This window comes from Mucilaginibacter gossypii (assembly GCF_017569325.2).
Taxonomy (GTDB): domain Bacteria; phylum Bacteroidota; class Bacteroidia; order Sphingobacteriales; family Sphingobacteriaceae; genus Mucilaginibacter; species Mucilaginibacter gossypii.
In genome coordinates this window covers 2,816,782-2,839,098 of record NZ_CP071878.2, presented here as the reverse complement: position 1 = coordinate 2,839,098, position 22,317 = coordinate 2,816,782, and the positions used below count along the sequence as shown (strand labels likewise).

General features: G+C 41.2%; 20 protein-coding genes. 10 read left to right on the top strand and 10 right to left on the bottom strand.

The window, feature by feature from the left end:
• Positions 1-21: 21 nt before the first annotated feature.
• The 5 genes from J3L18_RS11870 to J3L18_RS11850 are packed head-to-tail and all read left to right on the top strand — an operon-like array spanning position 22 to position 10,263.
• Positions 22-1,263: a Pycsar system effector family protein gene (locus tag J3L18_RS11870; RefSeq protein WP_129568688.1), complete on the top strand. Its 1,242-nt coding sequence runs from the start codon at positions 22-24 to the stop codon at positions 1,261-1,263.
• Between the two features lie 36 nt (positions 1,264-1,299).
• Entirely contained in the window at positions 1,300-3,345 is a 2,046-nt protein-coding gene (gene ppk1, locus J3L18_RS11865) for a polyphosphate kinase 1 (RefSeq protein ID WP_129568687.1), read from the top strand.
• The gene (locus J3L18_RS11860; protein ID WP_223266128.1) at positions 3,332-4,228 is read left to right on the top strand and encodes an SdiA-regulated domain-containing protein; all 897 of its coding nucleotides are present in this window, start codon (positions 3,332-3,334) and stop codon (positions 4,226-4,228) included. The genes ppk1 and J3L18_RS11860 overlap by 14 nt, the downstream gene beginning before the upstream one ends.
• A gap of 49 nt (positions 4,229-4,277) precedes the next feature.
• Positions 4,278-7,883 carry a BamA/TamA family outer membrane protein gene (locus J3L18_RS11855; RefSeq protein ID WP_129568686.1) on the top strand — a complete coding sequence of 1,202 codons (3,606 nt, stop codon included), beginning with the start codon at positions 4,278-4,280 and terminating at the stop codon, positions 7,881-7,883.
• A 22-nt stretch (positions 7,884-7,905) separates the two neighbouring features.
• Positions 7,906-10,263 carry a GAF domain-containing protein gene (locus J3L18_RS11850; RefSeq protein WP_129568685.1) on the top strand — a complete coding sequence of 786 codons (2,358 nt, stop codon included), beginning with the start codon at positions 7,906-7,908 and terminating at the stop codon, positions 10,261-10,263.
• 60 nt (positions 10,264-10,323) lie between these two features.
• On the opposite strand, the gene J3L18_RS11845 is transcribed toward J3L18_RS11850, so the two are convergent.
• The 4 genes from J3L18_RS11845 to J3L18_RS11830 are packed head-to-tail and all read right to left on the bottom strand — an operon-like array spanning position 10,324 to position 12,544.
• On the bottom strand, positions 10,324-10,875 hold the full coding sequence (locus J3L18_RS11845; RefSeq protein ID WP_129568684.1) for a GNAT family N-acetyltransferase: 552 nt from the start codon (positions 10,873-10,875) through the stop codon (positions 10,324-10,326).
• A 25-nt stretch (positions 10,876-10,900) separates the two neighbouring features.
• Positions 10,901-11,491 (bottom strand): hypothetical protein, encoded by a 591-nt coding sequence (locus tag J3L18_RS11840; protein ID WP_090525003.1) that lies wholly within the window; start codon positions 11,489-11,491, stop codon positions 10,901-10,903.
• Entirely contained in the window at positions 11,478-11,975 is a 498-nt protein-coding gene (locus J3L18_RS11835) for an RNA polymerase sigma factor (RefSeq protein ID WP_090525007.1), read from the bottom strand. Before J3L18_RS11835 ends, J3L18_RS11840 begins: the two co-directional genes overlap by 14 nt.
• 41 nt (positions 11,976-12,016) lie before the next feature.
• Positions 12,017-12,544, bottom strand: coding sequence for a hypothetical protein (locus tag J3L18_RS11830; protein WP_129568683.1), 528 nt, complete (start codon positions 12,542-12,544; stop codon positions 12,017-12,019).
• Between the two features lie 270 nt (positions 12,545-12,814).
• Between J3L18_RS11830 and J3L18_RS11825 the strand changes: the two genes are divergently transcribed.
• The 5 genes from J3L18_RS11825 to rpmA all read left to right on the top strand — a co-directional run bounded on the left by J3L18_RS11825 (position 12,815) and on the right by rpmA (position 16,059).
• Positions 12,815-14,188 (top strand): dicarboxylate/amino acid:cation symporter, encoded by a 1,374-nt coding sequence (locus tag J3L18_RS11825; protein ID WP_129568682.1) that lies wholly within the window; start codon positions 12,815-12,817, stop codon positions 14,186-14,188.
• An 82-nt stretch (positions 14,189-14,270) separates the two neighbouring features.
• Positions 14,271-14,636 carry a four helix bundle protein gene (locus tag J3L18_RS11820; protein ID WP_129568681.1) on the top strand — a complete coding sequence of 122 codons (366 nt, stop codon included), beginning with the start codon at positions 14,271-14,273 and terminating at the stop codon, positions 14,634-14,636.
• A 60-nt stretch (positions 14,637-14,696) separates the two neighbouring features.
• Positions 14,697-15,203 carry a hypothetical protein gene (locus J3L18_RS11815; RefSeq protein ID WP_189549128.1) on the top strand — a complete coding sequence of 169 codons (507 nt, stop codon included), beginning with the start codon at positions 14,697-14,699 and terminating at the stop codon, positions 15,201-15,203.
• 75 nt (positions 15,204-15,278) lie between these two features.
• Positions 15,279-15,587, top strand: a complete 309-nt coding sequence (gene rplU, locus J3L18_RS11810) for a 50S ribosomal protein L21 (RefSeq protein ID WP_090467954.1) — start codon at positions 15,279-15,281, stop codon at positions 15,585-15,587.
• Between the two features lie 49 nt (positions 15,588-15,636).
• Positions 15,637-16,059 (top strand): 50S ribosomal protein L27, encoded by a 423-nt coding sequence (rpmA, locus tag J3L18_RS11805; protein ID WP_091167783.1) that lies wholly within the window; start codon positions 15,637-15,639, stop codon positions 16,057-16,059.
• Positions 16,060-16,125: 66 nt separating this feature from the next.
• Here the strand turns inward: rpmA and J3L18_RS11800 are convergent, their stop codons facing one another.
• The 6 genes from J3L18_RS11800 to rnr form a co-directional block, all read right to left on the bottom strand.
• Positions 16,126-16,542 carry an energy transducer TonB gene (locus J3L18_RS11800; RefSeq protein WP_129568680.1) on the bottom strand — a complete coding sequence of 139 codons (417 nt, stop codon included), beginning with the start codon at positions 16,540-16,542 and terminating at the stop codon, positions 16,126-16,128.
• Positions 16,543-16,546: 4 nt separating this feature from the next.
• A complete protein-coding gene (locus J3L18_RS11795; RefSeq protein WP_129568679.1) occupies positions 16,547-18,139 on the bottom strand; it encodes a M1 family metallopeptidase in 1,593 nt (530 codons plus the stop codon).
• A 172-nt stretch (positions 18,140-18,311) separates the two neighbouring features.
• A complete protein-coding gene (locus J3L18_RS11790; RefSeq protein WP_129568678.1) occupies positions 18,312-18,725 on the bottom strand; it encodes an energy transducer TonB in 414 nt (137 codons plus the stop codon).
• Positions 18,726-18,727: 2 nt separating this feature from the next.
• Positions 18,728-19,087: an energy transducer TonB gene (locus J3L18_RS11785; RefSeq protein ID WP_129568677.1), complete on the bottom strand. Its 360-nt coding sequence runs from the start codon at positions 19,085-19,087 to the stop codon at positions 18,728-18,730.
• 13 nt (positions 19,088-19,100) lie between these two features.
• Complete coding sequence (locus tag J3L18_RS11780) at positions 19,101-20,075, bottom strand: polyprenyl synthetase family protein (RefSeq protein WP_129568676.1); 975 nt, start codon at positions 20,073-20,075, stop codon at positions 19,101-19,103.
• Positions 20,076-20,164: 89 nt separating this feature from the next.
• Positions 20,165-22,303, bottom strand: a complete 2,139-nt coding sequence (gene rnr, locus J3L18_RS11775) for a ribonuclease R (protein ID WP_129568675.1) — start codon at positions 22,301-22,303, stop codon at positions 20,165-20,167.
• Between the last annotated feature and the right edge of the window lie 14 nt (positions 22,304-22,317).

The window sequence follows — 22,317 nt, the reverse complement described above, 5'->3', positions numbered from 1 at the left end:
CTTTTAACAACAAAAACTACGATGAAATTTCAACCGCTGTTAGAACAGGTAAAACAGTACGCTATATCCTATTTTGACGTACATCATGATCCCGATTTAATTTATCATAACCTGAGGCATACTAAAGATGTTGTTGCAGCGGCCACCCAGATAGCCAACCACTACCAGTTAAGTGATGAAGATTTTTTTGTGGTGATCTCTGCATCCTGGTTTCACGATACCGGATATTTTACTGATAAAAAGGATCACGAATCAAAAAGTGTTGCGCTGGCTACACATTTCCTTAAACAGCATAAAGTTGAGCAGCCTGTTATTGATAAAGTATCCGGCTGTATTTTAGCTACTAAAATGCCGCAAAACCCTGCCGACTTATTGCAACAGATCATTTGCGATGCAGATTTGTTTCATTTAGGTACAGATGATTTCCGCGATAAAAATAAGCGGTTACGCAAAGAGATGGAAGCCATCAAGAAACATGATATTGATAAGGACGAATGGCGCAGCTACAACATCGAGTTTTTACAGGGGCATGAGTATTATACAGATTACTGTCGCCTGCTGCTTAACGATCAGAAACAAAGAAATCTTCAAAAGCTAATTGAAAAACAAGCTGATGTTGAAGTAAAAGAAACCCCGGCCATGATCACTACAGAAACAGATCGTGAAGCCATTATTACCGTTGAAAAAGAAAAGGATAAAGACCACGATGACGATCACGGCGGTAAAAAACATAAGAATGACAGGCCAGATCGCGGGATCGAAACCATGTTCAGGATCAGCTCCAGCAATCATCAGCGTTTAAGTGATATGGCCGATAATAAGGCCCATATCATGATCACGGTTAACTCCATCATTCTTTCGGCAATTATCAGTTTGGTGCTGCGTAAACTTGATGAGCATTCTAATTTGTTGATCCCAACGTTTATGCTCTTGTCGGTTAGTTTGGCTACTATGATCTTCTCCATACTTTCAACCCGTCCGTCAATCCCACCGGGTTTGTTTACCCCCGAGGATATCAATAAGAAAACAGTTAACCTGTTGTTCTTCGGTAACTTCTACCGCATGTCATACCAGGATTACAGCGATGGTATGGAGAAAATGATGGAAGACCGGGAGTTTCTTTACGGTAGCTTAATCCGTGATAATTATTCGCAGGGTGTTGTGCTTGGCAAAAAATACAGGCTGCTCAGGGCATCGTACAATATATTCATGTTTGGCCTTATTGTATCGGTAGTAGCATTCATTATATCTTCGTTATTGTAGGCGGTCGGGGTACTGCCAAAAACAAAATCTGCACCTATGGAATACTCATTTTTCGACAGGGACCTGAGCTGGTTACTTTTCAATGAACGCATATTGATGGAGGCCGAAAGCGAAGAACTCCCCGTAATGGAAAGGGTAAATTTTCTTGCTATATTTTCATCCAACCTCGACGAATTTTATCGCGTGCGGATGCCGGTGGTAATGGCACTGCACAAGCTTAACCTGCTTAATAAAGTCGATGAAAGCGAGGATGTACTATATAAAGCCCAGCAACTGGTAGAAGCTCAGCAAAATCGCTTTGGGAAGGTTTTTACAGGCAGGCTTATTCCGTTGTTAAAAGAAAATAATGTAAACCTGCTGTTCAATGAGCCTATTCCGGCTTCTATAGCAGATAGAGTGAGCGACTATTTTTACAGCCAGGTACTTGCCTTTTTGCAACCTATTGACCTGGTAGGCGGTAAAAAACAATTCTTCCCCGAAAATAACCGGCTATACTTTTTAGTGAACCTTGGTTTGGATAAGAAGAAGGAAAGGTCAGTGATCCTCAACATTCCCTCAAACCAGTTACCGCGGTTTTTTAGTGTTAATGAAGGAGGTAAACAATACATCATTTTCCTGGATGATATTGTGCGGTATAATCTGGACAAGATCTTTAAAACCGAAGAAATAAAAGGCTGTTACAGCTTCAAAATAACCCGCGATGCTGAGCTTGAGCTTAAAGATGACTATGATGGCGACGTTCAGGAGCAGATTGAAAAACAATTGCTAAAACGTGACCTGGGTTTGGCAACACGCTTTTTGCACCAGCCAGGGATTCCGTTGCGCATATTGCATTTGGTTGAAGATAAACTGGGTGTACTGGGATCAAGTGTTGTTGAAGGCGGCTTTTACCATAACCTTAAAGATTTAATGGGTTTGCCGGTAGGTATCCCATCTTTAAAATATACTAAATGGCCGCCATTGGCGAACAGGCAGATCAGCGCGGACGAATCTATATTTGATTACATTGATAAAGGTGATTGTATTTTTCACGCACCTTATCAATCCTATAACTCTATTCTCCGGTTTTTTAATGAGGCAGCTATCGATGAAAGTGTTGAGGAAATTTCTGTAACGCTTTACCGCGTAGCCAGCGATTCGCGGATTGTAAATGCACTGATCAGCGCTGCTCAGAGTGGTAAAAAGGTGCGCGTGTTGGTTGAGCTCAAGGCCCGGTTTGATGAAGCCAACAATATCAAATGGGCTAAAAAGCTAAAGGCGGCCGGTGCCGATATAATTTACAGCGATAAAGCTATAAAGGTACATGCCAAAGTAGGGCTTGTAAAGCGCTTTGTTGATGGCCGTGTTAAATATGCCGGACTTTTAGCAACCGGTAATTTTAACGAAAGTACTGCTGCCTTTTATACAGATCATATAATGATGACGGCCAATCCGCAATTGCTGCGAGAAATGGACCTGCTGTTTATCTACCTTGCTAAAAAAGCAAAATCGGCCGAGGGATATGATATTGATTTTGAACACCTGCTGGTGGCTCAATTTAATTTGCAATCAAAGTTTATTGAGCTTATTGACAGGGAAATTGAGCAGGCCCGTAAAGGGAAGCCGGCAGGGATCACCATAAAGCTCAATAACCTGGAAGAGCGGGTGTTGATTGGCAAACTCTACGAAGCGTCGCAGGCGGGGGTGAAGATCAGGATGATAGTCCGCAGTATTTGTTGTTTGATTCCCGGGGTGCCGGGTATGAGCGAAAACATCACCATAAGACGTATAGTTGATCGTTACCTGGAGCATGGACGTATTTTTATATTTCATAACAGCGGTGACCAGGAGGTTTTCATGGGCTCGGCCGATTGGATGAACCGTAATATTTACCGCCGTATCGAGGTGTGTTTTCCGGTTTATGATGAGCGCATCAGGAACGAGGTAATTGCCATGCTTGATATTCAACTGGCCGATAATGTGCAGGCTGTAAAATTAAATGAACAATTGCAAAACATAAGGGTTGATAAAACTGAACCGCCGGTACAATCGCAGCGGGCCATTTATGAACTTTTACAGCAAAAAAAATATGACAGGGTTTAAAAAACAAGGTGCTAAACGTGCAATGACCCTTTATGTAGCCGGAATGCTTGCCGTGGTCGTAGTTTTTTTGATCATCTCTTGTAAAAATAAAGAAAAGGCAATCCCTGCCAGTCCGACGGGATACGACCTTAATAATCCTGTTAAATATAAAATGCCCGAAGATCTCACTGAAATCTCAGGTTTTGCCTTTCACAATGGTAAAAATGATTCGGTTTATGCCGAACAGGACGAAGAAGGCTTTTTGTTTAACCTGAAATTGGGCGATAAAAAAGCTAACTATACCAAGTTTGGCAAAAGCGGTGATTATGAGGATGTGGCCATTTGCCGCGAACAGGTGATCATGCTTAAAAGCGATGGTACGTTATTTACTTTTCCATTTAACCAGGTTAGGACTAAAGAAGTAACCAAAGTACAAAAAACTAAAGGCCAGCTACCCGAAGGGGAATTTGAAGCTATGGGGGCGGATGAAAAGACCGGATTGATTTACGTGCTTTGCAAGCATTGTGCCGATGAAAAAACATCCAAAAGCAGCAGCGGCTATATTTTGAAACTTCAGGTAGACGGGACCTTGAAACAAACCGGCAGTTTTGCAATAGATGTTAAGGAAATTGAGCGGTTGGCTGATAAAAAGCGTGTGCCTTTTCGCCCTTCGGCAATAGCAAAAAATACTTTTACAAATGAGTGGTATGTCCTTTCGTCGGTAAATAAAATGCTGGTAGTTACCGATATTAACTGGAAAGTGAAAAACGTTTATCCTTTAAGTGTTACCATATTCGGACAGCCCGAAGGCATGGCATTTGATAACCAGCGTAACCTGTACATCTCCAACGAGGGCGATCAGTTAAGTGCCGGCAATATATTGAAATTCAGCTTTAAGAAATAGTGCTTTGAAGCACAAATAGTACAAATACTACATACATCAACCAAACCTCATGATTAAAAAACTACCCTTGTTGTTTGTTTTACTATTGGGCATGCTAAAAACCCAGGCCCAGGATTCGGTACAGTACAGGATGATCCTTATTGGTGATGCCGGTGAAATAGACATGCAGCAAAGTGCTGTTTTAAAACATGCGGCGGCTAATGTGCTCAAAAATAAAACTTCGGTATTTTATCTGGGCGATAATATTTATCCACGGGGAATGGGTTTGCCGGGTAGTCCTGAGGAGGCCGAAACCCAAAAGATCCTGCGGTCGCAATACCAGCCTATGCGGGCTGCCGGTGCACCTGTATATTTTATACCTGGCAATCATGATTGGGATAAGATGGGGCCGCTTGGTTTAGCCAAAATAAAACGACAGTGGGCATTTTTAGATCAACAGGGCGATAAGCTGCTGAAAATGGTACCCGAAAACGGCTGCCCCGACCCGGTTGAGATCAATCTTACCAATGATCTTACAGTAATAGCGTTTGATAGTGAGTGGTGGTTATATCCCTTCAATAAAAGTAACCCCGGCGCCGAGTGCGATTGCAAAAACAAAGATGACATTGCCGATAAGATCAAGCTGATTTTTGAGCGTAACAAAGACAAGGTGATCATTCTGGCATCGCACCACCCGTTCCAGAGCTATGGTACACATGGAGGATATTTTTCGCTTAAAGATCATATTTTCCCGCTTACCGTAGCCAATAAAGACCTTTGGGTACCGTTGCCTGTTATCGGTTCGCTTTACCCGTTTTTACGCTCTGCATTTTCAAACCCCGAAGATTTGGGGCATCCCTTGTATAAAGACATGATCAAAAAGGTGGATGCTGTTTTTGGAAGTTTTCCAAACCTTATCCACGTGGCGGGTCATGAGCATGGTCTGCAATTCATCAAAAGCAAACAGTTGCAGGTGGTTAGCGGCGCAGGCGCCAAGCAAACCTATGCCATTAAAGGCAAATACTCGCTTTTTGCGGATGCTACCCAAGGCTATGTAACTGCCGATCTGTTAATAGATAAACGGATGCGCTTTACCTATTACATCGATAGCGATAAAGGAGTTAAACAGGTGTTTACCTATACACAACCTTACACATCGGTAAAAAATATTCCTGATACACTACATACACCAATCAAAGCGGATAGCATCATGGTTAGGGTGCACCCCAAATATGACAGCGTGAGCAATTTTCACCGCCGGTGGTTTGGCGAAAACTATCGTAAGGAGTGGGCCGCCGAAACTAAACTGCCGGTGATCAGGCTGTCGGAAATTCATGGCGGATTAAAGGCTGAAAGCATTGGCGGTGGTTTCCAGACGCACTCGCTTCGTTTAATTGATAAGGATGGCAAGGAATGGGTGCTCCGCAGTGTGGAGAAACAGCCCGAAAAGATTCTGCCGGATGAATTCCAGGAAACGTTTGCCAAAGACTGGGTTAACGACGCCATGAGCGCCCAACACCCGTTTTCGGCATTGATAGTACCACCGCTGGCCGATGCCGCCCGTGTGCCGCATGCCAACCCGATAATCGGTGTGGTATCGGCTGATCCGGTTTTAGGGCAATATGCAAATATTTTTGCCAATAAAGTTTGTTTGCTTGAAGAACGCGAACCGGGCGGCAAATCCGATAATACCGTGAAGATGATCGGTAAAATGCTGGAGGATAATGATAATACAGTAGATGGCGACGAATTTTTACGTGCCCGCCTGCTCGATTTGCTTATAGGCGACTGGGACAGGCACGGCGACCAGTGGCGCTGGCGCGATGAGGATAAAGGGAAAGGCAAGTTTTATACCGCCGTTCCCCGCGACCGCGATCAGGTATTTTACACCAACCAGGGTGTATTGCCAACCATAGCAGCGCAGCCATGGATTGCGCCGAACCTGCAGGGCTTTAGCGGCGAGATCTACAGCGTAAAATACTCTCTATGGAAAACCATGTTCATGCAACGATGGCCATCTGTACAATACAGTCATGAACAATGGACAAAGATTGTGAATGATTTTGTTGCAGCAGAAACTGATGAAGTACTGGAGGCTGGTTTAAGGCGTTTGCCGGAATCATCGTATAAGTTAAGGCATGATGTATTGCTAAAGCAACTGAAAGAACGGCGCGCTAATATCCCGGCCGAAATGGAGTATTACTACAAATTCATCAATAAAATAGTTGATATCCATACTTCAAATAAAAATGAGCTGGTAACGGTGAAAGATGAGCCGAATGGAAGCCTCAATGTGGTCATCAATAAGATCAATAAAGATGGTGATATTAAAGATACGCTCATGAACCAGAATTATCATCCTGATATTACCAAAGAGCTCCGCATTTATGTAAGCGGCGGTGATGATAAAGTAGTGCTTGATAATTCCACATCGCCAATTAAGCTGCGGTTTATTGATAGCACAGGCACCAAAACTTACAATATTGTAAAATCGCTTAACACGGTACAGCTTTATGACCGGGGCAAAAAGTTGAGCATAACCGGTGATGAATCAAAAGTTAACAAGCATATCAGCAAGGATAGCGCCAATACATCGTACCTGCGGGTTAACCTGATGAATGTGATTGCGCCGCTGGCCAATATTTCCTACAACCCGGATGAAGGGGTACTGCTTGGCGCCGGGTTTAAATACACCCACCAGGAAGGCTTTCAGAAGTTACCTTATAACGATGTGCAAACAGTGTTTGCCAGTCACTCGTTCACTACAAAGGCTTTTAAGATTAAATATAACGGCGAGTGGATCCACGCTTTTGGCAAAGCCGACTTTTTGATGGATGCCCAGATTGACTTTCCGGATAATATCAATTTTTTTGGCCGTGGCAATGAAACACCATTTGTTAAAGTAGGCGATTATCGCAAATATTACCGTACCCGCTTTGATAATTTTACCTTTAGCCCAGCCTTTAGGTGGCGCAATGAATCGGGCACTTCTGTAACGGTAGGCCCTGCTTTTCAGTACTATAAATTAGATGTTGATGACAATATCGGCCGATTTATTACATATCCGTTACTCACAAACGCGCCCGACAGTTATACCTTTGACAAAACAAAAATGCATGCCGGTATTGTTGTTAACTTTACCAGCGATAAACGCAACGATAAGGTGCTTCCGGCCTGGGGAAGTTTTGTAAATATTAAACTTCAGGAGTTTAATGGCTTAAATAATAACTCTACAAGTTTTGCCCAGCTTATACCCCAGGTTGCTTTGTACAAAAGCCTGAATGCCAAAAGCACTATTGTTTTGGCCGATAGGGTGGGCGGCGGCATTACCATCGGAAAAACCGCTTTTTATCAGTCGTTGTTTTTAGGGGGGCAAGATAATTTATTAGGTTACAGATTATACAGGTTTGCCGGTCAGCATAGTTTTTATAATAACCTGGAACTGAGGATAAAATTGACTGATTTTGCCAGTTATATAGTTCCCGGCCAAATAGGCGTTATAGGATTTTATGATATAGGCCGTGTTTGGGAAAACGGGCAAAGCTCGGATAAATGGCATAACGGCACCGGTGCAGGTTTTTACGTAGCACCGGCAAGACTCGCGGTTATCAAGATAATTGCAGGTTACTCTGAAGAAGGATGGTACCCTTATCTTTCAACAAGTTTCAGATTTTAAAGAGGGTAAAACTGTTATAGAAATGCACACAGAAGTACTCAATATAAGCAAAAACGAATGCACCATTTGTCAGGTTGAAACATGCCTGACATTTAACCCGTTCGTGGAGCATTTAAAAGAACGGATTGCTACCGAAAAGACGCTCAAAAGCGAGTTTTATCGCTATGTTTTGGAACGTTTTGAGCATGATATATGTATTGACCTGGATATGCGGCCCACGGACGCCGAAAAGTACCGGGAAATGCTGGAGCTCATTTACTCCATACTGACACCGCCAATAGCTAACGAGAAGGAATTTCACTGGGCGCTAAGCACACCGGTACCTGATAAAATATTTTTCAGTACTGATGCTTTTTATGATTTCCATTCAAGTCATCATTCTAATTTATATGCGTTGAATGTATCCAAGAACGAAATGTTCAGTGACAGGCAAAAGCGGTTCATTTATAACCTGATTCTTGAACGGATGTATGGCTTTTCGTCGGCAATTAAGAATGAATTGCTGTTTTCATACGAAGATCCTGAAACCGGTCTTTCAAGGTATTTTAATATCCAGACTGATGCCCGTTTCGTGGAGATTGAATTGAATGGCGAACTGCCTGAACTTAGTTTTGATACTATTGAACCCTATTTACATTCGCATACCAGCCTTGAGCTTATTGAAAAGGTAATACCGCTCAATATTTTTAAATTTAAGGGGTTTTCGATAATTACATTAACTGATGTAACGCTAACCCATGCGCTCGAAAATATTCGTACTGAGCTTGTTAACCATTCGGCAAATGAGGATGAGCAATATGCGCACATCATCAGCTCGTTAAAATCCCTTGCCGAAAGCCCGGGCATTGAGTTTGGGTTGATGCCTTTTTTAACTATCAATAATGAGCCTATTTTTGATAACGACGAATGCTCCAGAAGCATACTGCTTAAGGCCGCTAAAGATTTTAACCTTGCGGAAGAAACGTTTGACGCCATCATTGATGATTACAACCAAAACCCGAGGCCTATCTTTTTCAATTCCATTACCGACGAAAAAATAGGTAAATTCCCCTTTTTGCAGGTTTTGAAACAAGCCGGCATTAAATCTTACGGAATTTTCCCGGTGTACTACAATAAGAAAAATGTAGGCATCATGGAAGTATTTTCATATAAAGAGATTGTTTTTTACGAAAAACTGCTCTCGAAATTACAGGCTACTATCCCGCTGATTGCCCAATTGCTGCAAAACAGCATCGATCAGTTTGAGGCCCGCATTTCAAGTGTTATCAAAAATAAATTTACCTCGTTGCAACCGTCGGTTCAATGGAAGTTTAATGAAGTGGCCTGGAATTATCTTAAGGAAAAAAGAAAGAAGAAAAAGAGCCCCGAAATTGAAACAGTATCATTCAGCCATGTTTACCCTTTATTTGGTGCGGTTGATATCCGTAACTCCACGGTTGAACGCAACAGCGCCCTGCAGGAGGATTTGAAAAATCTGCTCACCATACTTATTGAAACGCTCCAGGTTTTAAATGAAAATATTCATTTAAGCCTTACCGGCAAGTTGGTATCTAAATGCGAAGAGTGGCTCGAACGCATCAGCGGTTATATTACTACCAATGATGAATTGATGCTGGATACTTTCCTTCATAACGAGATTAATCCTTTCCTGGAGCATTTTAGAAATAATTACCCTGCCGAAAGGGAAACTATTGACATGTATTTTAATGCCATGAATGAGGAAACCGGCGCCTCATTTGAAAACAGGCGTAAGCTGGAAACCTCCATGCAGCTTATCAATACTTCTATCAACCAATACCTGGAGCAGGCTCAGACAGAAGTGCAGGAATCATTTCCCTGTTATTTTGAAAAATTCCGTACCGATGGGGTGGAATATGATATTTACATAGGGCAATCAATAGCGCCGCAACGCGTTTTCGATATGCTGTACCTTAAAAATATCCGTTTGTGGCAGCTACGGTCAATGGCCGAGATAGCCCGGATGACAAACGACCTTGGCGATCAGCTTTCACGTCCTTTACAAACCACGCACTTAATATTTATCCACTCAAACGCTATAGATATCAGTTTCAGAAACGATGAAAGGCGTTTTGACGTTGAGGGGGCCTATAATATCCGTTACGAGGTGGTAAAAAAGCGGATTGATAAAGTTTTAATAGCAGGAACTTTTGAACGTCTTACCCAGCCCGGCAAAATAGCCATGGTATATTTTAACCCAACAGAAGCTGCTGAATATGACGAGTACATAAGGTACCTGCAAGTACAGGGTTACTTGCTTGATGACCTGGAATATCTTGAACTGGAAGAGTTACAGGGCGTTACAGGCTTAAAAGCGTTAAGGGTTGGAGTTAATTATCAATTACCGTTATTAAATAGCTAAAAGCCTAAGGCTGAAAGCTTAAAGCGAAAAGAAATCAATAAAGCAAAAAAGCTTTCGGCCTTAGGTTTTCGGCTTTGAGCTTAATAAGATCGCTTTCTTCATTAGTAAATCGGTTTGCTTATCGCTTCCCAGGGTAAATTCATGGCTGCTGAATACTTCAAAGCCATGTTTTTCATAAAAAGCAATTGCTTTTAGGTTGTGTTCCCAAACACCAAGCCAAACGTATTGCAGGTGTTTATCCGTAGCTGCTTTTAAGGTGAAATCAATAAATTGGTGGCCTATCTTTTTGCCGTGATATTCGGCCAAAACATAAATGCGCTCAATTTCAACTGCAGCAGGATCCTGAAATTCTGTTTGGGCGTGGCTATAGTTTAGCTTGAGATAGCCGGTTATTTCACCATCCAGCATCGCGAAGAAAAAATGAGAGTTTGGGTTACTGAGCTCTGCTTGTATTTTTTGCGGAGTGAAGGCTACAGATGTATAAGCCTCCATATCTTCTGGTTTATTTAAATGAGCAAAGAAATCAAAAAAAGTTTTTTTGCTTAGCTCCAATAATACGTCGGCATCAGCCAAAGTTAATTTTTGAATTGTTACAGTTTCGGAAATAGCCATCAGGCAAATCTAAAAAACTAATCCTTTAATCAAATTGTTCTTTCAACCTCACTAATCTGTCAATCATAAGGTTTAGCTTTTCTTCCTCGTTCTTAAACATCCGGGGTTTAAGGTAAAACGTAGTGAACAAAAACCAGATCCCGATTGATGTATATGTTACTATTTTAAAAGTGAGGGATGAATGTTCAAGTACTTCGATAAAATACATGGCCAAACCTGCGCTGAGCAACAATATATAGGTATAATAAAACCAACCTATAACTTTGCTGCGGTTTTTTTGATATGCCTTAAGGCTGTCAAGATATTCGGCAGGGTTGAGTGTTGCATCGCGCTTACTCAAAATGTGGTAATGACGTACCATTAATGAAAGATACATCAACATGGTTACCAGTACGATGAGGATTCCGATAGTAGTAACTGCAGATTTAAATGCCAGGAAAAAAGTGACGACAAAAGCGAATGCGACAGTTACAACCATGGCCACAATACTCCAGTATAACTTTTGGGTTATACTCCTTATTCCCTTCTTTACCTGCTTCAGCACCTCATCCACCGAAAGCTGATCTGGTTTTGGCTGTCCCTGCCAAACCGACATCAAATGATCAAAGTCTTTCATACTGGTTATATAACTCCGTTAATTTTTGTTTTATACGATAAATTTTCACCCTCAGGTTCCCTTCTGATATACCCGAAATTTCAGCAATTTCGGGGTATGGCACCTCATCAAGTACCATAGTTATAATAATCCTTTCTGATTCTTCCAGTTTTGAAATACATTTATAGAGCAAAGCAACCTGCTCGTTTTTATCCGATAGTTCTTCTCGTTTTGTTTCCGCTAATTGTGGGGTTAGTTCGTCTTTGGCCTGGCGTTTTTCCGAGCGCAAATAGGTTAAGCAGGTATTTACAGCAATGCGGTAAATCCAGGTTGATATCATGGCCTGGTTACGGAATTTCTCTAAATTTTGCCAAACCTTTAAAAAGGTTTCCTGTAGCAGGTCGTTGGCGGCATCGTCATCGCCGGTATAACCATAGCACAGATGGAATATCTTTTTAGAATTAGCTTCATATATCTGCTTGAATGCTGCTTCTTTGTTGGCCACTTCAGTTAATTTTATATTTAGACGATGTTAAACTTTATATGTTACAACAAATGATCATTCTTTTTAAACCAGCCCAGCTTACTTTCAGCATCGCTTATTAATTTATTGTAACTATCCTGGTAGTCAAATTGTAAGTCTTCATGAAGCTTGTTAATTAAACCACGGATCTTTTCAACCTGCCTTATCAATATCAGCCTTAAGGGTTTGTATGAGGTGCGCCGGTCGGCATATTCAAGGTAATTTTCGCAAAAATTGATCAGTAATTCAATCTCAGCACCTTTTGATGCGATAAATTTGGTGTACTTGCTCAGCAACCTCAATATTTTGCGCATACCCTTTGCTGCGTTGTAACTCAGCGATGATAACTGGCTGAACATGAAACCCGCTTCGGCTTTTACTTTTTCAATAAAAGCGGCTTCATCATGGGCTTCAAAAAGCAGGTAGGCCAACAGCTCCTTGTTTTCTTTTTTGTACCGTGCCAAGCGCAGCATTAATTCGGCCAATTGCTCGTTGTGCAGGTGCTGAATTTCCTTTTTTATATGCTGTAATCCGTAAGCTGTGGTACTCATGTTGTAAATAAGCGGGTAAAATACTAATTGTTTAAATATTTTTCACGAATTGCCTTTTAAGCTTGATTCAATTAGAACGAATTACACAAAGGGGTTCCAATTATAATGGTGTAATTAATTGTAGTACGCAAAATTAGTGAAGAAACTGAAATAGCGTTTGCTGGGTGCAACGATTTTATTTTCTCATCTTATTTAAACGGAAAATAGAATATTCCCACACCTGTTTAAACAGCGCGTAAATTTTGTAGTTTTGCAGGCTTATTAAATTAAATGAAAAAAAGCAGACTGACGCTCTTCATTTTTATCGCACTGGTATTGGGTGTGATAGCCGGTTATATTTATAATACCTATGTTTTTGCCGATTTGAATAAACAGCTCAGTACCGCCGGGACTGCAATTAAAGCTATTGATAAAAATATTGAAGCATTATCCGATACTACGGTTGCGGCCTACAAAGATCTTAAGTTACAAAGAATTACCCAGGCTAAACTGCAAAGCCAGGCTACCGATGCGCGGGAAGATAAACTTGAACTTTATAATATCCTGAGCAAGATCTTCCTCAATCTTATAAAAATGATTGTGGCCCCGTTGGTATTTACCACCCTGGTGGTAGGCGTAGCCAAGGTAGGAGATATCAAAGCTGTGGGCCGGATTGGTGGCAAAACCATGCTTTGGTTTATCAGCGCTACGCTAGTGTCTTTATTATTAGGCATGTTATTGGTTAACCTGTTTGAACCGGGCAAAACCATGCACCTGCCGCTTCCGGATAGTCATTTAAGTACCGGTATCAAGAAATCTGCATTATCATTAACCGAGTTTGTCGGTCACGTTTTCCCTAAGAGCTTTATTGAGGCGATGGCCAATAACGAAATATTACAGATTGTTGTGTTCTCTTTATTTTTTGGAGTAGCTACAGCTGCTATAGGCGAACAAGGTAAAATAGTGATCAAAGCAATGGATGCCTTTGCCCATGTAATTATGAAAATTACCGGCTATGTAATGAAAATGGCGCCTTTAGCGGTATTTGGTGCCATAACAGCTGTAGTGGCCAAGCAGGGGATAGGTGTACTTTCAACTTATGGCATTTTTATCAGCGAGTTTTATTTTTCGCTCATCGTACTTTGGTCGGTAATTATATTGGCCGGGTATATTGTATTGAGAAAGCCGGTATTCAGACTTATTAACAGAATTAAAGACGCCATGTTGATCGCATTTAGTACTTCAACGAGCGAAGCGGCCTATCCAAAGGTGCTGGAAGAACTGGAGAAATTTGGTTGCAGTAATAAAATAGTAAGCTTTGTATTGCCATTGGGTTATTCATTTAATTTGGATGGCTCCATGATGTATATGACCTTTGCATCATTGTTTCTGGCGCAATCATATGATATTCATCTTTCATTCGGGCACCAGTTATCCATGTTATTGGTGCTGATGCTTACTAGTAAAGGTGTGGCGGGTGTGCCAAGGGCTTCGCTCGTGGTTATAGCAGGTACGTTGGCTATGTTTAATATCCCCGAAGCCGGCTTGTTTTTGCTAATAGGTATCGATCCGTTGTTGGATATGGGACGTTCGGCCACAAACGTATTAGGCAATGCAATGGCTACAGCGGTTGTGAGTAAGTGGGAAGGAGAGGGAATTAATTAGTGAATTAGTGATTTAATGAGTTAGTGATTTATTAATTTCCCCTATCGCGTTTTAATCACCTTATCAATAATTAATCAGGTATATGAAAGATACAAATAAAACAGATTTTGCTGAGCAATTTAGAAATCGAACTAAGAAATTCGTAGTAGATAATATTAAGTTTTTCAAGACATTACCTAAAACAGAGGAAGCAAAAATTATCGGAAGGCAATTATTAAGATCTTCGTCATCGGTAGGGGCCAACTATCGTGCTGCTTGCAGGGCTCGTTCACAGGCCGAATTTCATTCAAAACTTTCAATTGTTGTAGAGGAAGCGGATGAATCAGCATTTTGGATGGAAGTATTAATTGAGGCCGAAGTTGTAAAACAGTCGGACTTGGCAGTCTTATTGGATGAAGCAATTCAGATATTAAAAATCACTTCAGCATCAAGAAAAACTGTGTCATGAAATTTAACGGTGATTTAATTCACTAACTCGCTAATTCAATAATTCACTAATTAATTATATATGTCTCCCCGTTTAAAAAAAGTATTTCTGATCATGACTGTAGTGGTGCCGTTTATACTGTACTGCGTGTATTACTATGGTATGATGATCAAGAACGCGCCCTACCGTTTTGTTGATTTTGAATCGATCAGTTTCCAATATGGTCATAAGGACAGCCTGGTGAATAAATACGATTCACGTACAGGCTTGTTCCAATACCTTGACAGGCGAGATTCGTTGGTTAAAGAGCATTTGCGTTTAACTAAAGATGACCTGTTATACCTGCACCGTAAAGCTGCCGACCTGGGTTTCTGGGATTTTCCGTCGAAGGAAACGGGTGATACGTCGAAAGTTGCTGATGGAAAAGTTGTTCGGTACATTATTGAGTTCAAATACAAGGAAAAAACCAAGCGTGTGATCTTTGATACCGATTATTTTGGCAATCCTAAACTGATTGACGCTAATCAAAGGTTGATAGCCGAGATTCAAAAAAAACTAACTGATGTAGAGAATCGTGGTAAAAAATAAAATATCGGGATGTTGTTTATTAAATAATCAATCCCTATATTTGCACCTCGAAATTTAAAACAATATTTAACAAACATGTACGCAATAGTAAGTATAGCAGGACAGCAATTTAAAGTTGCAAAAGACCAGCAGATCTTTGTACACAGGTTACAAGGCGATGAAGGCGCTAGTATTGAATTTGACAGTGTATTGTTAGCAGAAAACGAAGGTAAATTCAAATTAGGTTCTGATTTGAAAGGTGCTAAAGTATCGGCTAAGATCGTGTCACATTTAAAAGGTGATAAAGTAATTATCTTCAAAAAGAAAAGAAGAAAAGGTTACAAAAAGAAAAACGGTCACCGTCAGCAATTTACCAAAATTGAGATCACCGGTATTACATTATAATTAAAGGTTGAACCGGAGTTGTTCTGCAATTCCATAAAAGAAATAAAAAATGGCACATAAGAAAGGGGCCGGTAGCTCAAGAAACGGTCGTGAGTCGCATAGCAAACGCTTAGGTATCAAAATTTTCGGTGGTCAACCAGCAATCGCAGGTAATATCATCGTTCGTCAGCGTGGTACCAAACACAATCCAGGTTTAAACGTTGGTCTTGGTAAAGATCATACTTTATTTGCACTGGCTGAAGGTATCGTAGTTTTCAAAAAGAAAGCTGATAATCGTTCATACGTATCAGTAGTTCCGTTTGAAGCTGCTGAAGTTGAAGAAGTAGCTGCATCTGCACCAAAAGCTAAAAAAGAAGCTGTAGCTGTTGAAGCTCCTGCTGCTGAAGAAGCTCCAAAAGCAAAGAAAGCTGCTGCACCAAAAGCTAAAAAAGAAGAAGCTGCTGATGCTGCTGAAGAAACTGTAGCTGAATAATCAGTTAAAAAGTATTAGGATATAAAAAATCCCGGTCAGTTTTGATCGGGATTTTTTGTTTTGTGATTATTCGTCAGATTGCAGCATAAAACAACTAATAGGAGAACTATACAAAACCCTTACCGGTTTGCCATTAATACGCCCCGGTTTCCATTTTGGTGATTTGTTTACATGAGCAATGAATGCTTTGCACATTGCTTCGTTTATTTTCCTTTTGACACTGGCATGCGTTACACTTCCGTCGGTTTCTATAATCATTTGTATAAGAAAACTGGCCTGTGTATTCTCTTTGTCGTAGTCTTTTGGTATCGGTACTTTAAAAAGATAATTTGTCCACTTTTCTGTGCCTCCGGGAAATTCTGGCTGTACATCTACTGTTTTATAAACTGTTGTATCCGGTTTAACATGCTCCCTTTTAGCTTTGCCTTGTGCAAACAACGCAACAGGTAATATAATCAAACCAAATACAAGCAGATATCTCATGTGTTTATTCGATGATCAGTTTCTTTAAATAGTAAGTATTAGGATCGATAACCGGCATAGTTTTGCTGGTTACGGTGATGCCTTTTTTATCAAGTGTATACCGTTTGGTAACACCATCAGTAGTAATATCAACAGGCAAAGGCATATCTATATTTAACAACTGAACCTGGTATTTATCGCCTCGCTGGGCTTTTATATGTATTTCCAGTTTATTGATGGAATAGATGTACAAATCAAACAGCGGCTTGAGATCCTGACCGGCAGCTTTGCTGAAATATTGGATCACATCATCAGTGCTTGCTAAATTGCTATAGGTGTAGCGCGGGTCGGTAACAAAACCTTTAAGAGTGGGGAAGAAGATACTATCGCCCATAATATACCTTAGCGTATGCATAAAGAATGCACCTTTTCCATAAATATCACCATTGTAGGCCGATTCTTCATCAATATCTTTCCCGATAACAATCGGAATTTTATTGCCGAATGAGAGTGCCGAGTTTTGGAAGAACTTGATGTAAGCTTTCTCGCCTTCAAATTCCCTTACATACAGCGCATCGCCGTAAGTACAGATGCCTTCATGGATCCAGTAATCGGCCCAGTCTTTGGCGGTTACTTTGTTTCCCCACCATTCGTGACCAAATTCGTGGTGCATCAGGCCATCGTAATCTTCGCCCCCAACTTTGGTGTATTTAAATTTGGCACCGTAAGCATTCATGGTTTGATGCTCCATGCCCAGGTGAGGAGTTTCAACTATGCCTATCTTTTCTTTTACCCAGGGATATTCACCAAAATATTTCTCCTGCTCTTTAATTGTTTTTACAAAGATATCAAGATGGTCCTCGGCCTTAGAGGCATGCTCTTTTAATACATAAAACTGGATGGGTACATTATGCCCATCTACAGTAGTATATGGACGAGTTACTACGGTATAATCACCTGCATTGAACAATATACTGTAATTGTTAATGGTGTATTTGGTTTGCCAATGAAATGTCGCTGTTCCCTTTTGCTTGCTTACGCCTTTTAATAATCCAGGCCCGGCAACTACTAGGTCTTTAGGCACGGTGATAAACATATCCACGCCCTCGTTTGGCTCGTCGGATGGATGGTCTTTACATGGGAAATACAGTTTGCCGCCAGTGCCTTCGGCAGTGATAGCCATCCACTGGTGCCCGGTTGAATCGCGGGTCCAGATAAAACCATCATCCCATGGTGGCCTACGGGCAACATGGGGTTTGCCACCATATATTACTTTTACGCTTGCTTTACCGGCAGGTAGCTCTTTGGCTGTATTAATGGTAATGAGGTTATTCTTGTATTCAAACGGTTCCTGTTTGCCATTTACTAAAACCTTACTGACGCTTAATGAATCTAACAGGTCAAACAATAAAACTTTGGTGGGCTTAGTCATGATCACATCAATGGTAGTAAAACCATTAATGGTTTTTTGCTCCGGATCCACAGCAAGCGAAATAGTGTAATGCCGCACATCCATGATGGCTTGCTCGGGTTTCAGCTTTCCGCCTGAGGTGAGGGTTTGGGCATACAGGGAGACTGAAGCTAACAAGATTATTAAAATAAATGAGAACTTTTTCATTTAACGTTGTTGGGTTTAAAATATAATAGCATATCTTCTTGGCTAAAGGTTGGGGTGCAAAATCGCTGGTTTTCGGTTGGTGAATGAATAATTTACAAGGCTTGGGCACCCACAACTCACGCAATCCTATTTCGTTAGTTTTATTTTTCCTTGTCCATTGTGGTAGAGCTAACTATTCTATATCTCTTTTAAACGAAATAATGATATAATATTTAAAATCTATCGCTTTGCCATTTAACATGGCTGGTTCCCACTTAGGGCTTTTATTAATTAATCGCAATGCTTCCTTGTCTTGTTCTCTGGATAAACCTCTTTTTACAATTGCGCCTATTAATTTGCCATTTTTCGTAATTGTTACCTCAACTATCACCCGACCTTCAATCTCCTGACTTTTAACCGGCCATCGCAAATTTTTTCTGACGAAAATGAAGAAATTATTGGTGCCGCCTGGAAATTCAGGTTGCTTGTCTACCTTAATGCCACAATTGTATTTATATTCTTCGGTATCAATTTTAGAAGTTTCAGTTTGGGCTTTTACTAAGATCGACCAAAACGATAAGGATATAATAACGAAAACTGTTTTCATGCTCACAATTCTGTTAATTCATATAGAATGGGCACAGAATATTTTGATTTGATAAACTTGCCATCGCGAGTAGCAGGAACCCATCTTGGGGAAAGGTTAATAACCCTTAAAGCTTCCTTATCAAATTCAGGAGCAAAACCTTGTACAAGTTTAATGTCCGACAGTAAACCATTACTCTCCACATAAAAACTTACTTTGACTATACCTTGCTTAACAACTGAATCTTTTGGCCATTTTAAGTTTTGATCTAAAAATTCATGAAATGCCTTATCGCCACCACGGAAATGCGGAGGCGTAAGTTTTTGCGCCTTAGCGCTTAATGAAACCATTAAAATGATAAGGATGGGTGAAAATTTCTTCATCCTTAAATATAAATCAATTCTCCCTCACCAGCAAGCAGTCTGCAAAATCTCGCAGGTATTGTTTATGATCTTCGGGCAGATTAATAGCGTCGAGGGCTACGAAAGCTTTATCGGCATAGGTCTGCATGGCTTTTTCAGCATGCTGCCTGATATCAAGTTTGTTGTAAATATTTGTTATGGCTTTAACTTTTTCTGCAGTGTCAAATTCAGCTGCACTTAGCCATTGGTTTAGCGTTTGTGCCTGGCCGCCTTTTGCCAGTTCAAGGGCCCTAATTAGCAAAAAGGTTTTTTTATTGGAGATGATATCGCCGCCAACCTGCTTGCCAAACTTTTCAGGATCGCCATAAACATCCAGTATGTCGTCCTGTAGCTGAAACGCTATGCCCAGGTTTACGCCAAAAGCATCGATCAGGTCTGCGTCGGTTAAAGCTGCACCGCCAATGATGGAGCCGATTTTTAATGTACCACCTAACAGCACCGCCGTTTTAAGACGGATCATGTTGATATATTCTTCAATACTTACATTGTTACGCTGTTCAAAGCTCATATCAATTTGCTGGCCTTCGCACACGCCGGTCGCAGTATCGTTAAAAACGTCAAGTATATTACGCAAAATGCTGTCATCAACCTTCATCATCAGGCGGTTGGCTTCTACCATCATGGCATCGCCGGAGAGGATAGCGACATTGGCGTTCCATTTTTCATGCACAGTTGCTTTGCCACGGCGGAGCGGGGCTTTATCCATAATATCATCATGCATCAGCGTGAAATTATGGAATACCTCTATAGCCAGTGCGGGTTCAATAGCCTTGTCAACGTCGCCGCCAAAAAGGTCACAGGCCAGCAGGAGCAGGGCAGGGCGCATACGTTTTCCGCCAATAGATAAAATATAGCTTATCGGTTCATACAGATCGGCCGGGTAAGCGGGATAGCTTAGTTTGCCTACTGCATCATTTATTAGTAACTGTAACTCTGTAAGTTGTTTCATTTGTTTACGGGAACCCTGATTTTCTTGATTTTAGGATCGACTTGATTATAAATATCAGGAAATCCTAAAATTAGGCGAATCACGGTTCATTATTCTTGTACCAATATAAAGTCTATCTGTTTTTTGGTCAGATCAACCTGTTTTACCTTAATCTTTACTTCATCGCCCAGTTGGTAAATTTTCTTTTTACGCTGACCGATGATGGCATAGTTTTTTTCGTCCAAAGTATAAAAATCATCAGAGATATCGCGCAGGCGAATCATGCCCTCGCATTTGTTTTCGATGATCTCCACATACATGCCCCATTCGGTAACGCCCGATATGATACCCATAAAGGTGTTGCCAACCTGGTCGCGAAGATACTCAGCTTGTTTGTATTTTACTGAAGAACGCTCTGCATCGGCGGCTTTTTTCTCCATTAAAGAGCTGTGCGAGCATAGTTTTTCATAAAACTCGGCATTGGCCGATTGGCCGCCATTTAAATAATGGAACAGGAGCCTGTGTACCATCACATCCGGGTAACGGCGAATTGGCGAGGTAAAGTGCGTATAATGATCAAAAGCCAAACCGTAGTGACTGCTGCTCTTGGTGGTATATATAGCCTTCGCCATTGAACGAATAGCCAGGTGAGTTAATACGTTCTGCTCTTTTTTGCCCTCAACATCCTCCATCAGATAATTGAGGGATTTTGCTGTTTCCTTGTCAGATTTGGTGTTGATCTTATACCCAAACCTTGCTGCAAACTGGGCAAAATTGGCCAGCGCATCAGGCTTGGGCGAATCATGCACACGATAAACAAAAGTGTATTTGTGTTTACCTTTGCCCATTTTGCTCACCCGTTCGGCTACTTTGCGATTAGCCAGCAACATAAAATCTTCAATTAGTTTATGGGCGTCTTTGCGTTCTTTTACATAAACGCCTGTTGGTTTGCCGTTTTTATCCAGTTTGAACTTAACCTCGGTAGTTTCAAAACTGATAGCGCCGTTTTTAAATTTACGGTCGCGAAGCTTATAAGCCAGCGCGTTAAGCTTCAATATTTCTTTCTTAAAATCGCCCTCGCCGGTTTCAATTACTTCCTGCACTTCCTCATAGGTAAAGCGCCTGTCGGAGTAGATGATGGTTTTGCCATACCATTCGGTAACAATATTGGCATTTTCATCCATTTCAAATACAGCCGAAAAACAAAGTTTTTCTTCTTTCGGCCTCAGTGAGCAAAGACCATTTGAAAGCCTTTCGGGAAGCATAGGGATCACCCTGTCAACAAGGTAAACAGATGTAGCCCTGTCCAAAGCTTCTTTATCTAAAGCAGAATCAGGGATGATATAGTGCGATACATCGGCAATATGAACGCCAACTTCGTAGTTACCATTATCCAGTACGCGGTAGGATAGTGCATCGTCAAAGTCTTTAGCATCAAACGGATCGATAGTGAAGGTTGTGATATTACGGAAATCACGACGTTTAGCAATCTCTTCAGGTGTTATCACGTCCGGAATTTCTTCGGCATCATGCTCAACCTCGGCCGGGAATGCCAACGGGAAACCATATTCGGCCAGGATCGCGTTCATTTCCGTATCATTCTCACCCTGCGCTCCTAAGATATGTTTGATGCGGCCGATAGGGTTTTTAGCCTCTGTTGGCCAATCGGTAATTTCAGCTACTGCTTTAATGCCGTTTTTAGCCCCGTTCAATTCTGTGATTGGGATAAAAATATCGTGCATCATCTTGCGGTCGTCGGGGATGAAAAAGGCGTAACGTTCCGAAAGTTTTACGATACCCGTAAACTCCATCTTGGCGCGTTGCAGAATTTCAATAACCTCGCCCTCTTTGTGTTTGCCTTTGCTTTTGGCGTATACATAAACTTTCACACGGTCGCCGTTAAGAGCGGTGCGAAGCTTACGCGGAGCGATGAAAATATCGCTTTCAAACTCGTCATCGGTAACGATAAAGGCCGAACCATCGTTGGTGAGGTCAACTACGCCTTCAATAAAAGTTTTAAGTTCGAGCAGCTGGAATTTGCCCGGAGCGATTTCTTTTAATACCGATTTTTTAACCTCGTCTTTTAAGATGTCGTAGATGATCTCGCGCGATTCGGGGTCACGGACGTTTAATTTAGCAGAAACCTGTTTATAGTTGAGTGGCGTATTGCCGTTTTGTTCAAATATATCAAGTACCATTTGGGTAAGTACCTGGTGTATAGAAGAGTTGTTTTTCTTGCGTTTAGACATAGAATAGTATTTGC

Coding starts and splice junctions, on each gene's coding strand:
- J3L18_RS11870 (WP_129568688.1), top strand. CDS start 22: ATGAAATTTCAACCGCTGTTAGAACAGGTAAAACAGTACGCTATATCC.
- ppk1 (WP_129568687.1), top strand. CDS start 1,300: ATGGAATACTCATTTTTCGACAGGGACCTGAGCTGGTTACTTTTCAAT.
- J3L18_RS11860 (WP_223266128.1), top strand. CDS start 3,332: ATGACAGGGTTTAAAAAACAAGGTGCTAAACGTGCAATGACCCTTTAT.
- J3L18_RS11855 (WP_129568686.1), top strand. CDS start 4,278: ATGATTAAAAAACTACCCTTGTTGTTTGTTTTACTATTGGGCATGCTA.
- J3L18_RS11850 (WP_129568685.1), top strand. CDS start 7,906: ATGCACACAGAAGTACTCAATATAAGCAAAAACGAATGCACCATTTGT.
- J3L18_RS11845 (WP_129568684.1), bottom strand. CDS start 10,875: ATGGCTATTTCCGAAACTGTAACAATTCAAAAATTAACTTTGGCTGAT.
- J3L18_RS11840 (WP_090525003.1), bottom strand. CDS start 11,491: ATGAAAGACTTTGATCATTTGATGTCGGTTTGGCAGGGACAGCCAAAA.
- J3L18_RS11830 (WP_129568683.1), bottom strand. CDS start 12,544: ATGAGTACCACAGCTTACGGATTACAGCATATAAAAAAGGAAATTCAG.
- J3L18_RS11825 (WP_129568682.1), top strand. CDS start 12,815: ATGAAAAAAAGCAGACTGACGCTCTTCATTTTTATCGCACTGGTATTG.
- J3L18_RS11820 (WP_129568681.1), top strand. CDS start 14,271: ATGAAAGATACAAATAAAACAGATTTTGCTGAGCAATTTAGAAATCGA.
- J3L18_RS11815 (WP_189549128.1), top strand. CDS start 14,697: ATGTCTCCCCGTTTAAAAAAAGTATTTCTGATCATGACTGTAGTGGTG.
- rplU (WP_090467954.1), top strand. CDS start 15,279: ATGTACGCAATAGTAAGTATAGCAGGACAGCAATTTAAAGTTGCAAAA.
- rpmA (WP_091167783.1), top strand. CDS start 15,637: ATGGCACATAAGAAAGGGGCCGGTAGCTCAAGAAACGGTCGTGAGTCG.
- J3L18_RS11800 (WP_129568680.1), bottom strand. CDS start 16,542: ATGAGATATCTGCTTGTATTTGGTTTGATTATATTACCTGTTGCGTTG.
- J3L18_RS11795 (WP_129568679.1), bottom strand. CDS start 18,139: ATGAAAAAGTTCTCATTTATTTTAATAATCTTGTTAGCTTCAGTCTCC.
- J3L18_RS11790 (WP_129568678.1), bottom strand. CDS start 18,725: ATGAAAACAGTTTTCGTTATTATATCCTTATCGTTTTGGTCGATCTTA.
- J3L18_RS11785 (WP_129568677.1), bottom strand. CDS start 19,087: ATGAAGAAATTTTCACCCATCCTTATCATTTTAATGGTTTCATTAAGC.
- J3L18_RS11780 (WP_129568676.1), bottom strand. CDS start 20,075: ATGAAACAACTTACAGAGTTACAGTTACTAATAAATGATGCAGTAGGC.
- rnr (WP_129568675.1), bottom strand. CDS start 22,303: ATGTCTAAACGCAAGAAAAACAACTCTTCTATACACCAGGTACTTACC.